We start from the raw sequence: 15249 nt of genomic DNA, 5'->3' as shown, positions 1-15249 counted from the left end.
TCGGGGTACGGTGCACCCGGTGACAGCGCCCACGTTTGAGGTGCTTGTGCGTTTCGACCTCCTCGGCCCGATCCGCGTCTACCGCGATGGCCAGCCGGTTCCGCTGGGCTCGGTGAAACAACGCCTCCTCCTGGCCACTCTGCTGCTGCGTCCGAACGAGATCGTCAGCACCAACGAGTTGACGTCGATGCTGTGGGGCGACGATCAGCCGGCATCGGCCGCGGCGAACCTGCGCACCTACGTACGCGGCGTGCGGCAGTCGCTGGGCGGCGGGACGTCCTGGGAGGGGGTGACCGCTGCGGCCGGCGGCTACCTGCTGCGGGTGGGGCCAGGCGAACGGGATCTCGACCTGTTCGACGCCGCGGTGGCGCGGGGCCGCGACGCCCTCGCCGCCTCGGATGCGCACCGGGCCGAGGCCGAACTCGCCGCGGCGCTGGGACTGTGGCGTGGGGACGCGCTGTCCGACCTGCCGCTGCGTCCGGCGCTGTCCCGGCGGGTGGCGCAGTTGGAGGAGCGCCGGCTGCTCGCCGAGGAGGACTACGCCGGGGCGCTGTTGGCGCTCGGTGCGCCGGCCGAGGTGGTACGCCGGCTGCGTGCCCTGCTCGACCGACACCCGCTGCGGCAGCGGGCGTGGGGGCAGCTGATGGTGGGCCTCTACCGCATCGGAGACGTGGCCGGCGCACTGGATACCTTCCGGCAGGCTCGGCAGGTGCTGGCGGAGGAGACCGGCCTCGATCCCGTGCCGGAGCTCACCAAGTTGTACGACGACATCCTGCATCACCGCCCGGGACTGGCAGCGCACCCGCCACCGGAGCCGAACGGGCCGGCATCGGTCACGACACCACGGCCTTTCATCCAACGCCCCGAACAGTTGCCGCGTGCGGTGCCGGAGTTCGTCGGCCGCGGCGTCGAACTGGCCAGGCTCGACGCTCTCCTGGACAGCGGGGCACCGGCGCCTACGACAGTGGTCATCGCCGTGGTGTCCGGCATGGCCGGAGTCGGCAAGACCGCCCTGGCGCTGCACTGGGCGCACCGGGTGGCCGACCGCTTCCCCGACGGCCAGCTCTACGTGAACCTTCGCGGGTACGACGAAGCCGGGGTGGTGTCGCCGCCCGACGCCCTGTCCGGCTTCCTCGAGGCGCTCGGCGTACCCCACGCCCGGATACCCTCCGACCTGGAGGCCCGGACGGGTCTCTACCGGAGCCTGCTGGCCTCCCGCCGGATGCTCGTGGTGCTCGACAACGCTCGCGACTCCGCCCAGGTTCGCGCCCTGCTGCCCGGTGCCGGCGGCTGCATGGTCGTGGTCACCAGCCGCGACCGGCTCGGCGGCCTGATCGCCACCGAGAGCGCGGCGCCGTTGACCCTGAGCGTGCTCACCGCCGATGAGTCGACGAGCCTGCTCGCCAGCCGGCTCGGCGCCAGCCGGCTCGCCTCCGAGCCGGCCGCGGTGGCCGACATCGTCGAGGCCACCGGCCGACTCCCGCTGGCACTGTCGATAGTGGCGGCCCGCGTCGCCACCCATCCCACATTTCCGCTCGACGCCATCGCCGCCGAACTGCACTCGGCCGAGGCGAGGCTCGACGCGTTGGCCGACGGCGACGTACGGCGCGTCTTCTCCTGGTCGTACCTGGCCCTGGGGCAGGACGCCGCCCGGCTGTTCGCCCTGCTGGGGCTCCATCCGGGCCCCGACCTGACCCCCGCCGCAGCCGCGGCGCTCGCCCGCGTGTCGACCGCGGCCGTCACGCCGCGACTGCGGGAGCTGACCCGGCTCCATCTGCTGGCTGAGCACACGCCCGGCCGCTACGCCTTCCATGATCTTCTGCGGGTCTACGCGGCCGAGCTCGCGGAGTCCCCGGAGCGCGCCGACGAACACGAGGCGGCCCGAGCGCGCCTGTACGACCACTATCTGCACGACGCCTATCCGGCCGCCCTGCTGCTCCAACCGCAGTGGCCCCCGATCGAGCCGGTGCCACCGCTGCCCGTACCGGCCAGACGGCCGGTGACCGATCACGACGGCGCGCTCGTCTGGTTCACCGCGGAGCACCGGGTGCTGATGCGGGTGGTCCAGCAGGCCGCCGAGAACGGCTTCGAGGCGTACGCCTGGCAGATCGCCTGGGCGTTGAACACCTTCCTGGCGCCGCGTGGCCTGTGGCAGGACCAGCTCGCCACCCAACTGGTCGCGCTGGCCGCGGCAGAAAAGATAGACGACCTCGCCGGGCAGGCCGCAGCCAACCGGCTGCTCTCCCGGGCATTGACCCGACTCGGCGACCACGACACCGCCGAGCACCGGCTGAAGCGCGCACTTGAGCTGCACGAGCGCCTCGGCGATCCCACCGGTCAGGCCCAGACGCTGCACAACTACTGCGAACTCTGCTACCTGGACGGCCGGATCGACGAGGCGCTCACCCACGGTCGCGAGGCGCTGCGGCTGTACCGGCTGGTCGGCAACCGGTCGGGGGAAGCCCGGACGCTCAACGCGATCGGTTGGCTGCTGGCCGCCAACGGCGACTATGTCCAGGCCATCGAGAGCTGCACGGAGGCACTCGCTCAGCAACGACGGAGCGATGACCGCAACGGCCAGGCCGCCACGTTGGACAGCCTCGGCTTCGCCTACGACCGCCTCGGTGATCGCGACCGCGCGGCCGACTGCTACGAGCAGGCGATCCAACTCTTCCGCGACTCCGTCGACCGGTATCACGAGGCGGAAACTCTCATCCGGCTCGGAGACACCCGGGATGGGATGGGCGACCGGGCCGCCGCCTCCGCCGCCTGGCGTCAGGCCGTGCGGATCTACGAGGACGTGGGTGACCCCGCCGCCGAGGAGACACGTCGCCGCCTCGAACGCTACGAATCAGAAGGTTAGGGTTCCGCCGAGCTTGTACGCCGCTTGTACCCGGGATGTACGTCAATCGCCATACCCTTCTGCCGCACGGACACCCGAAAAGCGCAGTGGCATCCGTGTCGTGTCCGATCCACCGGCCTTCGCTGGCACTCCATCGGAGGGCGCGGGGCCATCGGCCTCGACCGGGCGTTGCGCGACGGATTAAGCGACGCCGCCCAACCGATCCAGGAGCCCCGGTGCACACGGTCCCGTCCTCAGCAATCGTCACCCAACCAGAATCGGTTCGCGGTCTTCGACGGAGCACCCGGGCAGCACGATGACGCTGCGCTTCACGGTGCTTGGTCCGGTCGGCGCAGCTGTGGATAGTGAGCCGGTCGACGTGGCGCGGCCCCGCCGCCGTGCGGTGCTCGCTTACCTCCTCCTGAACGCCAACCGCGTGGTGTCGGTCGACCAGCTGACCACGGCGATCTGGGAAAGCACGCCGCCAGCCACGGCACGGGCGCAGATTCAGTCCGAGATCTCGGCGCTGCGCTGGACGTTGCGGCGTACCGACGGCGCACCGGCGCCGCTGCTCACCAGGCCCGGCGGCTATCTGCTGGACCTCGCCTCGCACGAACTCGACCTGACGGCCTACAGCAGGCTCACCGAGTTGGCGCGGGCGCAGCGCAACCACGGTCGGCTGCCCAACGCCCGTACCCTCATGCGCGACGCGCTGGCACTCTGGACCGGCCCGGCGCTGACCGGTGCCCTCGCCTCGTTCGTCGACCCGACCCGTGCGGGTCTGGAGGAGACCCGGCTGGCCGACCTGGAATGGCTGCTCGATATCGAGCTCGAGCTCGGTTGCCACCGCGACCTGATCCCGGAGTTGACCCAGTATGTCGCCGAGCATCCGTTGCGCGAGCTGCTGCGCGCCCAACTGGTGGTGGCGCTCTACCGAAGCGACCGGCAGCCGGAGGCGCTCAGCGTAGCTCGACACGGTCGCCAGCTGCTGCGGGACGAGCATGGCCTCGACCCTGGCCCACTCCTGCGCGATCTGGAACACGCTGTTCTCCGGCAGGATCCGAGCCTCGACGTCACGGTCGGTTCGGTGCCGACCCTGCGCTTCGCCGACCGGCCCCGGCCAGCCCAACTGCCGCCCGCGTCGTCGCTCTTCGTAGCCCGCCAGGACGACCTGACGGACCTGGTCAGGCGCTTGGGCGGCACCCCGGACCGGCCGGCCAACGTCGGCCCTCAGGTCGTTCTGCTGCACGGCATGCCCGGGGTCGGCAAGTCTGCCCTGGCCCTCCAGGTCGCCCACACCGTCGCCGCCGCCTACCCCGATGGCCAGCTGTACGTCGACCTCGCTGGCAGCGGGCAGCCGCAGCACCCGGACCAAATGCTCGACGAACTGCTACGTGTGCTCGGCGTCCCCGATCTGGCAATTCCAACCGAGCGGACGGCCCGGGTGGCGCTGCTGCGTAGCCTCTTCGCGGAGCGGCGCTGCCTGCTGCTGCTCGACGACGCCCGCGCGGTCGACCAGGTGCTGCCGCTGCTGCCGGCGGGGGCTGGCTGCGCGGTGCTGGTCACCGCCCGCTGGCAGCTCGACCTTCCCGGGGCGCACCGGCATGCGGTGGCGCCGCTGTCGCAGGCGCAAGGGCTGGAGGTCCTCGCCGCTCATCTCGGCCCCGATCGTCTGTTGGCGGAGCCGGCCGCGCTCCGCGCGCTGTCCGTGCTCTGCGACGGCCTGCCGTTGGCCCTGTGGTTCGCTTCCTGCCGGATGTACCGGGGCCGGTGGGCCGCCGACCTGGTGGCCCTGTTGCGGGACCCGCAGCACCGGCTCGACGCGCTGAGTACCGAGGACGGGTCGATGCGCGACAACCTGGCGCCGTCATTCCGGGCGCTGACCGCGGCGGCAAGCCTGGCGCTGCGTCGGCTCGCCGTACTTCCGACAGCCACCGTCCCGGACTGGGCGCCCACGATCTGTGCGGGGCTGGCACCCCGCGAGGCGATGCAGGCGCTGGACGAGCTGGTCGGCAGCCACCTGCTGACGCCGGTGCCGCGGCAGACCGTCGGCCCGCACCGCTACCTGCTGCCCAACCTGGTCCGGACCTACGCGCTCACCACAGCGGCGGACGGATCGCCCCACGCGGACGTGCCCGTCACCCAGGTGCTGGCCCGTGCGGCCGACGGTTGGAGTGTGCTGGCCCAGGAGGCCGTGCGTCGGCTGGCGCCGTGCCCCGGACGGCCGGCGCCCGATTGGCCCCCGCCGCCGGGCACGGCCTCTCGGCTCCTTTTCTCACCGGCCGAGTTGGACCGGCTGCTTGTCAGGCCGCAGGACTGGCTACGCGACGAGTCGGAGAACCTGGCCACGATGGGGGCGGTGGCTGGCGAGCGACGCTGGAGCAGGCCGGCAGCGGCGATCGCCGACGCCGTGAGCCGTGCCACCGGACGCGTTCACCCCGGCGACGAACCGAGCACCGCCCGGTACGCCCGGACGCTGTCCGACGTGGCGCGGGACAGCAGCGCCGGTTGACGGCGGTGAGCGCCGCGCAGCCCGGTGACCACGGCCGCCAGCCAGGCCCTGACCTCGGCCGTGGTCATCCGGACCTGGTAGTCGTCCTCCCACGCCGGCGGTGGCAGGCACTGTCCCCCGGCACCGACCGCCTGTGGCAGACCGCCGACCCGGGTTGCCACCACCGGCACGCCGTGGATCACGGCTTCGCGGGCGACCATCCCGAAGCTCTCCTGCCACAGGCTCGGTGCGAGCAACAGGTCGGTCTCGGCGTAGAGCGCACAGGTGTCGTCGCGGTATTCGACGATCTCCACCCCGGGCAGGTCGGTGGGGCCGATGCCGAGCCGGGCGAGATGCTCCCTGGTCCACCGCCCCTCGACGAACCGGAACCGGAACGGCAGCCCCGCCCCGCTGGCGGCCATCACGAGGTGCATCACGATCCCGAGCCCCTTGGCCGGCTCCGGGTTGATGAAGGTCAGCTGGTACGGCCCCTTGGACACCGGTACGCGGGACGTCGCCGGCGGGCAGGCACAGCCACGCAGGCACGGTTCGATCGCGCGGGCCTGACGGCCGGTCTGCGACTGGAACAGCCGCCGGGCGAACTCGGACGGCACCACCACCTCGTCAACCAGCCGGAGTGTCTCCGGCACCGGCTCAAGGTCAGCGGCCGGATGTTCCAGCACGGTCGGTATGTCCGCCGCTGCCAGCCGCCGCGCCAGCTCGGTCTCCTCACCGAGGTGCCCCCAGAGCAGGGCGGCATCGGGCCGATCCCGCGTCAACAGGGTGACCAGCTGCTCGGCGATCGACCGCAGTCCGGCCCCGTGATCGGCCCCGGCCGTCCCCGGGTCCATCGGACCGTCGAGGACTGTCACGCGTTCGCCGGCGGCGCGCAGCGCCTCAATGAGCTGGCGCAGGTGGACCGCCTCGCCGGACCGGCCGGTGTGGATCCGGTGGACGCTGACGATGAGAACGTGACTCATCGGTGGCTCCGTACCGCGCCGGACCGGTAGGCCGGAACGGCGAACTCATCGCGGAGCCGGGCAACGGCGGCCACCCGACGCCGCAGTAGTGCGACGCTGTCCGAGTCCTGCTTGCGGTACACGAGCGGCGCCAACCAGACCAACGCCCGGGAATCGAGCGGACGCAGCGTCCACGGGATGTCCGCCAGCACCGGGTCCGCCCGTACCGCCCGCGCGAAGGCTGCCACCACCGATGGGGCGAACGGTAACGCCGCGGTGTGCCATTCCAGCCCTTTCGGGAGTTTGCCCACCAGCTCCGGTTGGCTCTGGTCGCCGCCGAGGATGCTCAGGTCGTCGTGGCCGCCGACGACTCGTACGGCCAGCCGCTGCCCGTGCTGACGGGCCAACCGCTGCACGTCGACGACCTTGGCCCGCAGCATCACGGACGAGCGGGCGCCGACGCACAGTTCAAGGACGAGCCCGTCGTGGCTGACCCTGATGCCCTGAGCCCGGCGGCGGGCCGGCGAGAGAAGGATGCTGGAGGTCACCAGCTCCTCCATGAGCACGTCCCGCCAGCACCGCACCAGTTCCTCGGTCAGCTCGGCACCGGCCAGCAACACCGGCGTGGCCGTCAGGTCGGTTGCCAGCGGCAGCACGTGCGTCAGCTCCACCACCACCGGGCCGTACCCGGAGGTTTGGAACAGCGACCCTTGCCGGTGCGGACCGGGTGGATACGGCAGCGCCCGCCGGACCCGGTCGTCGGTGGCATCCGGCCAGCCCAGGCGATCGAGTTCGCCGTCGCGGCGCAGGACGAGAAAGTCCCTACAGTGGCGTTCGCGCTCGCCGAGACCGGCGAGCAGGCCACGTTCCAGCGCGTTACCGAGCACCGAGGTGTGCGGGCCGGAGCCCGGCGCAGGCAGCTGGAAGCGGGCGTCGGCCCGCCGCAACGCCTCGTTCAGCTGCGCGAAGGTCACCCCGGGCTGCACCGTGGCGAGGCCGAGGTCGACATCGAGATCCAACCGATCCAGCCGGGCCATCCGGACGATCAGCCCCGGCTCGCGTACCCGGGCATCGTCGTATCCCCAGTTGCGACCGTGGGCGTCCACCCGCCAGTCCGCGCCGGCTGCGTGCAGTACCCGGACCAGGGTGGTCAGCTGAGCCAACGACTCCGGCTCCACCACCCAGTCCGGAGAATGCCCACCCGATACGGTCGATCCGGCTGGCTGGGTCAGCCCGGCGCCGGTGTTCGCCAGCCGGTCGAGCAGGTCGGTCGAGATCATGTCCGCTCCAAGACTGCGCGTACCCGGTCCGGGTCGACGCCGTACTCGTTCCACAGCTTTCGGGTGACCGCCACGTACGCGGCCAGCAGTTGCTCGGCGGTCCCCCCGCGTTTGAGGTTCCACAGGTGGCCGAAGCGGGGTGGCTCGGTCAGCCAGCGCAGCGTCCGTGGGCACCACAACGCATTGAAGAGATTGACCACCTGCTGCCCGGCGACGGTGGTCAGGTGGGTGGCGAGCACCTGCTCGGCGACGGTCATGTGCAGGTGGACGTCGCGGCCGGGTGTGCTCGGGTTTCCGGCCAGGAAGCTGAGGCCGGCGTGGCTGATCCGGCGGGCCAGGCCCGCATCGGCCGCCCGGAACAACGACGTGTTGCCGACCGTCGGCAGCGAGTCGGGCAGCTCCACCTGTGCGGGGTTGCGCAGTTCGCGCAGCCGGGAGTAGAAGTCGGCGGCGCCGTGCTCCAGGTGTGCGAAGACCGAGCCGGTGGCCGGCAGCCGCAGCCGGTGGTACAGGTAGGCGTCGGTGTCCACCAGCACCGCGTCGGGATACCGCTCCAGGGCGAGCAGCTTCGGCAGCGCGAAACAGGCCACCCGGTCGTAGTGCTTGTCGAGATCCCGGTCGTCGATCGTCTCGGTCTGGTCGTAGCAGTTGAGCCAGCCGAGTTGGTCGAGCCACTCCATGGTCGGCGGGTCGGCGTAGAGCGTGATCGGCCCGGCGTGCCGTTGCCACGAGCGGATGCTCAGCAGCCAGGTCGCCCGGGACAGCTGCTGGTAGGCCCGGGGTAGCCGGCTGGGCAGCTGCCAGTAGGCGTGGACGCCGCTTACTCCCTCAGCCACCGACGACCGCCGCGACCGCCGCCGATTCGAGCCGGGACACGCCGCTGTCGTCGCGCACGATCCGCACGTGACGGCTGCCCAGGTGGTCACCGATCGGGCGATGACTGATCACGACAAGCGTCTCGACCCGGCGCTGCATCTCCGAGAGCAGCCGCAGCTCAAGATCCCGATCCAGGGAGTTGGTGGCCTCGTCGAGGATCAGCAGCGACGGCCGGCGCAGCAGCGCCCGGGCCAATGCGAACCGCTGCACCTCTCCCGCGCTGAAGGTCGAACCGTTGATGCGCAGGCGGGTACGCAACCCCAGCCGCAGGGGCCGCATCACCTCGGTCAGCTCCATCGCGGCGAGCACGTCGTTGATCTCCTGGTCGGTGACGTCGGTGGAGCCGCTGGACAGGCTCTCCCGGATCGTCGTGTGCAGGAAGTCGGACCGGGGCGGTACGTAACACACCAGCGGCCGAAGGCAATCCGGGTCCCAGTCGCCGATCGGTACGCCGTAGACGGTCACCTGGCCGGTCGGTACCGGGTCCAGGCCGCTGATGATCTGGGCCATGGTCGACTTGCCGACCCCACTCGTACCGCTGACGGTAACCGTTTCACCCCGCTCCACCCGCAGGTCCAACCGAAGGTCGAAGTGCTCCCTCGGGCGGTGCACCCGAACCCCGTCCAGCACCACTGCCGACGCGGCCGGCACCGGCTCGGTGCGGGTTCCCCGTTCCATCACGGGCAACGTGAACACACTCGTCACGTAGCGGAGTTGCCGTTCCAGCGTGGCGGCGTTGGTGAGGCTCTGCGCGATGGCGGTGACCGAGAACAGCACCGTACCGCCGAGGGTGAGGAACCCGAACAGCTCTCCGGTGCTGACCAGACCTGCGGACAGCAGCACCGAACCCACCACGAGAATCACGTACAGCCCGGCGAACCGCAGGGCGTTGCTCGGCCCGTACACCCAGGCCAAGCGGTACTCCAGCCCGCGGATCGACTGCTGCAACCGGTCCAGCCGCTGGGCGTGCTCGGCCTCCAGGTGCCGGACCGCTCCCAGCCCCCGGTAGGTGGTCAGACCGCGAGAGACGCTGATCAGCAGATCCTGGAGTTCACCGTCGAGTTGCAGCTGCTCCTCGAAACGCCTGTTGATCGGGATCCGGCCGAGGACCGTCAGGACGATGTGTAGCGCGGCCACGCCGGCCACCACGCCGGTCAGCGGCAGCGACATCGTCGCCATGAACGCCAGCAGGATCACCACGGCGACCGCGTCGGTGAACAGCGACAGCGCCAGGCCGGTGCCGGCCTCCCGGACGGCGCGGGCGCTCTGCACCCGATGCAGCACGTCGCCCGAGGTCAGCTCGGTGCGCGCCGACGTACGGGTCAGGCGGTCGATCAGTTCACGCAGCATCGCCCGGTCGAACGACAGCCCCAGCGAGGTGAGTTGCCGATGCCGGAGCCAGAACAGCGCGCTGGCTGCGACGCTGAACGCCACCAACACGGTGACCAGGGTGCCGGCGGCGACCGTACCCGCGACGGTGACCTCGTTCAGGTAGGGCAACAGGACCATGTTGAGCAGGGTCAGGCCGGTGTAGAGCAGCAGGCTCATCGCGAGGACCGGCACCACCTGCCGGAACTTGATCTGCCCGGACCGCAGCATCGGCCACAGCCAGTCGGCCCGGGTGGCCGCGCGTGGACGTCGGGTTGCGTTCGCCGCCGGTGCCGGAGTGGCCGGTGCCAGCACCCAGCCGCTGGCCTGCTCCTGGTAGGCGGCCTCGGTCAGCCATCCGTACCCGACCGATGGGTCGAAGATCCGTACCCGCCGCCCGCGCCATCGCTCCACCGTCACAAAGTGATCCATACGCAGGTGGACGATGGTGCCCGGAGTCAGTTCGGCGAACGGAAAGTCCCGCCGGCCGCGGTAGCGCACGCCCACCACTGCCGCGCAGGTGTCCCGCAGGTCCTGAAGCGACAGGGCGCCCCGGGTGGCCAACGCATCCCGCAGCAGCGGCTCGGAAAACTGGTGTCCCTGTAGGCGCAGGCTGGCGACGAGTGCCGACACGCCGCAGTCGTTGTCCTCGGTCTGAAGGTTGGCTGTCATCGACTGCTCCCTACTGCTTGGCTGCCGGCCACCGCGGCCGACCCGTCACCGAGACTCACGCAGACGCCCCACCAGGGCCGTGACGTCGTCTCGCACTCCGCCAGCGCCAGCGCCGCCCCGAGCGTCCCTTCGATCACCGACAGCAGGAAAGGCGTGTCGAAGATGGCGGCCACCGCCTGGTCGTCGGCCTGGTCCAGGTGGTGCGCGAGTCGGGCCGCCAGCCGGGCCCGGCGGTCCGGACCGACCAGTTCCCGCCACCCGGGGGCGAACCTGGTGACCAGGCTCAGCCCGGCCAGGCCGTGGCAGACCGAGATGTCGGCCCCGGCGTCGGCCAGCAGCCCGTCCAGACGGGCGAGGGCCGGGCCGGTGATCGCCGCGTCGACGAACCGCGCCAGCACCAGCGGGTCGACCTCCGGCCCCAGCGCGGTAAGCATTCCCGGCTGGCCGTAACACATGGTGACACCGCCGACACCCAACCAGCCGCGGTCGAGGCTGGCAGGGCTCAGCTGTTCCAGATGCCGTAGCAACGCGTCGACCGCCGCGGTTACCAACCGGTCCTCGCCGTAGCGGCGACCCAGCATCCGCAACAGCAGGATGCCACCGCTGCGACCGTGGTATAGACCGGGCGAATCCTGCTCCATGATGGACAGCGCGATCCCGGTGATGGGTTGGGCCAGCCTGGCGCGAGTCGGTTCGTCGGCGAGGTCCCACAGGCTCATCACGACCCCGCCGGCGCCGTTGACCAGATCTGCGTCGGCGGCCTCGACATGGTGCCGATAGAAGGCATCGAGCATCTCCACCGCCTGCGCCCTGGTCCGGGCCAGGGTCTCGGCGTGGCCGGGGCCAACCGGGAGGCACTCACCCACCAGCCGGTGGCGCAGCCAGCTGATCCGGAAGTCGGGCACCTGCCCGCCCCGCACGGCCAGCTCGGTCAGGGACGCCGCCAGACCCCGCTGACCCAGCCGGGACGCGAGCAGGGCGAGGGCTGTCGCCGCTTCCGAGCTCACGTGCCCCCGCCGCCGTAGCTCGACGACGAGTCGACGCAGCAGTCGCCGCGCGGCGTCGGCCTCAGCCATCGGCCGCTCTGCCTCGGGTGGCCCGCGCCTGCCGACCCTTCAACAACCGTGCCGCCGCCAGCACGAGCTCTGGTTCGCGGTTCACCGCCTGCCCCATCGGCAACCCACGATTGACGCTCATGTGGATGAGGCTGCTCAGCGCCGTGGCATAGGCGTCGCTGTCCAGACCGGTCAGATAGTCCAGGGCCGGCTCCGGCTCGGTCAGCGCGGCGTCCAGGGCCTGTTCCAGGTCCAGTCGAGCGGCCCGGAAGGTCGCCATCCACTCCCGCTGGCCCCGCGAGCTGGGCAGCCGGGGGTCCAGCCCGCGTAGCTCGCAGAGCAGCGCCAACGCCTGCTCCTCGCCGGCCAGCTGCCGGCACCAGGCGGCGATCCGGGCAACCGCCAACGTGTACCGGCCAGCCCGGTCCGGGCCAGCGGCGAGCCGCTGCGTCCACCAGGCCGAGTCGGCGCAGAACAGCCGTACGGCGTCGGCCCGGCTCGCCACACCGCCGTACCGGTAGTCCTCAGGTGTCCAGGTCCGGAGTTCGACCTCGCAGGGCTGCTGCGGCACCATCGCGGCCAGGTGGGCGCGCAGGCCGGCCAGCAACGACTCGGCCTCGACGCCGTGCTGCACCCGTATCCGCAGATGCGGCCGATCGTCGTGATAGCGGATGTAGAACAGCTGCGCCTGGCGCATCAACGTCATTCTCTCGGCGCCCGCCAGCCAGAGCTCCACCACCCGCTCCGGGGCGTAGACGAACCAGCTGGTCCACTCCGGGTCCTCGGTCGGCTGCCGGTCCACCAGCCGGGTGCGCGACATCGGCCTGACTGCATGCGGATCAGGACGCAGCCACGGCACCCAGACGTCATGGATGTGCCCGCCCAGCTCCGACTCGACGAGCGGCGCCACCGGCAGGGCCTCATGCAGCATCAGCCGGCCCTCGCGGCGCAGCCGCCGAGTGAACCACCACCGCTGGGTGGGGTCGGTGAGGTCCAACCGCATGGTCGTGTCCGGCCCCTCGCTCACCTCCACCTGCGGCCCGAGCCCCACCTCGGTGAGTACGTCGCACAACTGCGCCGGACTCTCCGCCAGGTTCAGAAGATCGGCGCGGTGCTGTGCGTCCAGGACGACGCTGCGCCGCGCCACCAGACAACGGCCGGCGGTGATGCGGGGGACCATCTCGCCCGGCGGCGCCCACAGGCTGGGGTCGGCGGCGAGCGCCGGACCGTGCGCCTCATCCAGCAGCAACCCCAGCAGCTGCACCGACCAGGGGTTGAAGCTGTTACTGAGCGTCAATGGGCTGTCCCACCGCAGCTGCACGTAGCGCCCGTCGGATCGGCGAACCAACTGGAGCCGCCCCGCCATCATGGTCACGGCCAGGTCCGCCAGTTGCACGTCGTCGGCACGGTGCGGCAGGTTGAGGTTGAGCCGGGGCAATCCGCTCTCCGGCCGGCGGACCAACGGTGCCCGCCGATCCGGCGGCGCCCACCCGATCTCCACCGGGAGCCAGCCGGGGACCGCCGTACCCAGGTCGGGCGTGCTGATCCCCAGCTGCTCACTGAGCCGGGCGCCGGGGCCGCCCCAGAAGCCTGGCAGGACCATCTTGAGCCAGGCGTCCGCGCCGGCCACCGGCTCGGCCAGCAGCGCGCCGTTGGCCATCCCGAACTGTGGCTGGGTCACCACGGCGCTGTCGGGGGTGGGCAGCGAGCGGCGGGACCGCCACTGGTCCAGCGTGAGGGCTTCCGCCCACCATCGCACCGCGCCGTTGTCGCGACGGGCCTGTGGCACGAACAGGCGTCGCGCCGGTACCCGGGTCTCGGCGCCCTCGACCTCGGTCTCCGGCCGCCGCCAGCTGCCCAGCGGATGGTCCACCGGGGCGGTCAGCAGCCACGCCAGCGGGATCGCTCCGCCGCTGTAGCTGCCGGCGACGTGGTCCCGCACCCGGTCGAGCCGCCCGGGCCGCCAGTGGCCCCGCAGAAGCTGGGCGGCCCCGTCGAGCAGCGTCGCGGTGCGCCCGCCGGACAGCCGGGCCCGGACCTCGCTGAAGGCGTCCACGAACTGGTCGTCCCGGAACGGCCGCTCGACAGCCAGCGCCGCCTTGACCGGCTCAGTGGGCACAGCCGGTGCGGCCGGGCCGACGATCATCTCTGGCTCATGCTCCGGCAGCAGCAGCCGGTGCCGTACGCCCAGGTCGAACTGGGTCTCGCCATCGAGCACGACGGCCCATGCCGCCGCCGATCGGGGTACGGCGGCGAGCTGCGCGGCGAGACGCTCCGCGAGCTGGCGCACGCCCGGATTGTCCGACATCGACGTGACGCCACCCTTGTCCGGGTGCAGGTACGACCACCGGCCGTGCTCGACGGCGAGGGACGGATTGACGAACCACCGACCGGTCTGCTGCGGCAGATCGAGGCGGCGCAACCGGACATCGGTCACCAGATCGAGCCGGGTGGCCGACGCCACGTTCCGTTCCTCGACTTCGGCGAGCAGGCTGAGGCTGAACATGCCGAACGGGGTCGGGCGGTACCGGGCCCGACTGCCGTAGACGGCCAACCGGGTCGCCGGGTCCTGCCAGTCCCGGTCCTCCTCCCCGGCCCGCTGGAACACGGTCGCGTAGTCGACGGCCAGGTCCAGCAGTTGCCGCGCCAAGCCTTCTGGGGCAGCGGCGTCGGGCACCGCCGGCAGCAGCGGAATCCGCAGCAGGCACCAGCCCGGTGTCGACAGCATTGGGGCAGCGTTCATCGGAGCCTCCCCACCGGGATGGCCGACACCTGGCCGACCAGCCGGGACGATCGCATCGCGGCGTGCGGTCGCATGGTCGCGATGTCGACCCGCGCCTGGTCGAGCTGTTGCCGGATCTCCGCGTCCGTCGTGTCGCAGCTTTCGGCCAACGCGAGGGCGGCATCCAGGCCGAGGTGGTACGCAGCGCTCAACATCAGCAGGAACTCCTGCCGCAACGCCGGTGAGAACGGCGTCAGCTGCCCTGCCCGGGCCAGCGCGTCGAAGCTGTGCAGCATCCCGACCAGGCCGCGTCGGGCGAGCGTGTTACGGGCGACGGCGTCGGCGTAGGTGGCCCGCCAGGAACCGGGCACCGAACCCGGTTCGAGCAGCGCCAGTAGCCGTTCGGCGAGCCCGAGCGCCACCCCGGGCATGTTGGCCAGGAACAGATCCGGATCGGCGTAGATGCCGACCGGTCGACCGGCCGGCACGTCGGTCATGTCGACCACATCTGCGGGTGAGACGCGAACACCGCTGGCCCGCAGGGTGTGGCTGGCGGTCGCGAGTAACCCCGGCCCCTCCCACGGGTGCGTCACGTCGAGCCGCGCACGGTCGACGAGGACGGTGACACGACGGCCCGCCATCGGCTCGCACCCCATCGCCATGACGGCGGCCCGATCAGACCCGGAGCCGAACCGCCAGCACCCGTCGACCACCAGCTCGCCATCGGCACCGGTGCGCAGCCGGCCGACCGGGGCGACCACGCCGTACAGTTCGTTTCCGCCGGTGTAGAGCCTCGACAGCAGCTCCGTCGGCGCGTAGGTGGACAGGTAGTGTGCGGTGCCATTGGCAATCATGCAGAGCCACGCGTGGCTGGCGTCCTCGTGGGCGGTGGTCCGAACGAGGTCCAGGCCCGCAACTAGGCTCTGGACCTCCTCCGGACCGTCCCGCAGCCACAGCAGTGGAGAGCTGAGCTGTTTCACCGGT

General features: G+C 71.5%; 9 protein-coding genes. 2 read left to right on the top strand and 7 right to left on the bottom strand.

Annotated elements, in window-relative coordinates; translation table 11 throughout:
- The first annotated feature begins 19 nt into the window (after positions 1-19).
- Positions 20-2863 (top strand): BTAD domain-containing putative transcriptional regulator, encoded by a 2844-nt coding sequence (locus O7601_RS15100; RefSeq protein WP_281561767.1) that lies wholly within the window; start codon positions 20-22, stop codon positions 2861-2863.
- 295 nt (positions 2864-3158) lie between these two features.
- On the top strand, positions 3159-5354 hold the full coding sequence (locus tag O7601_RS15095; RefSeq protein ID WP_281561766.1) for an AfsR/SARP family transcriptional regulator: 2196 nt from the start codon (positions 3159-3161) through the stop codon (positions 5352-5354).
- On the opposite strand, the gene O7601_RS15090 is transcribed toward O7601_RS15095, so the two are convergent.
- Genes O7601_RS15090 through O7601_RS15060 form a run of 7 tightly spaced genes read right to left on the bottom strand, consistent with a single transcriptional unit; the run spans position 5276 to position 15245 of the window.
- Positions 5276-6313 carry a glycosyltransferase family 4 protein gene (locus O7601_RS15090; RefSeq protein ID WP_281561765.1) on the bottom strand — a complete coding sequence of 346 codons (1038 nt, stop codon included), beginning with the start codon at positions 6311-6313 and terminating at the stop codon, positions 5276-5278. The two genes, O7601_RS15095 and O7601_RS15090, sit on opposite strands and share 79 nt — an antisense overlap.
- A complete protein-coding gene (locus O7601_RS15085; RefSeq protein WP_281561764.1) occupies positions 6310-7572 on the bottom strand; it encodes an FAD-binding protein in 1263 nt (420 codons plus the stop codon). Before O7601_RS15085 ends, O7601_RS15090 begins: the two co-directional genes overlap by 4 nt.
- A complete protein-coding gene (locus O7601_RS15080; RefSeq protein WP_281561763.1) occupies positions 7569-8408 on the bottom strand; it encodes a hypothetical protein in 840 nt (279 codons plus the stop codon). The genes O7601_RS15085 and O7601_RS15080 overlap by 4 nt, the downstream gene beginning before the upstream one ends.
- Positions 8401-10488 carry an ATP-binding cassette domain-containing protein gene (locus O7601_RS15075; RefSeq protein ID WP_281561762.1) on the bottom strand — a complete coding sequence of 696 codons (2088 nt, stop codon included), beginning with the start codon at positions 10486-10488 and terminating at the stop codon, positions 8401-8403. The genes O7601_RS15080 and O7601_RS15075 overlap by 8 nt, the downstream gene beginning before the upstream one ends.
- The gene (locus O7601_RS15070; protein ID WP_281561761.1) at positions 10485-11564 is read right to left on the bottom strand and encodes a hypothetical protein; all 1080 of its coding nucleotides are present in this window, start codon (positions 11562-11564) and stop codon (positions 10485-10487) included. Before O7601_RS15070 ends, O7601_RS15075 begins: the two co-directional genes overlap by 4 nt.
- On the bottom strand, positions 11557-14286 hold the full coding sequence (locus tag O7601_RS15065; protein WP_281561760.1) for a thiopeptide-type bacteriocin biosynthesis protein: 2730 nt from the start codon (positions 14284-14286) through the stop codon (positions 11557-11559). The genes O7601_RS15070 and O7601_RS15065 overlap by 8 nt, the downstream gene beginning before the upstream one ends.
- Positions 14283-15245 (bottom strand): hypothetical protein, encoded by a 963-nt coding sequence (locus O7601_RS15060; RefSeq protein ID WP_281561759.1) that lies wholly within the window; start codon positions 15243-15245, stop codon positions 14283-14285. Before O7601_RS15060 ends, O7601_RS15065 begins: the two co-directional genes overlap by 4 nt.
- Positions 15246-15249 lie beyond the last annotated feature (4 nt).

Source organism: Verrucosispora sp. WMMD573, from assembly GCF_027497175.1.
In the GTDB taxonomy this organism is placed as follows: Bacteria; Actinomycetota; Actinomycetes; order Mycobacteriales; family Micromonosporaceae; genus Micromonospora.
Note: the sequence above shows the minus strand (reverse complement) of the source record. Positions and strands in the feature narration are given on the sequence as shown.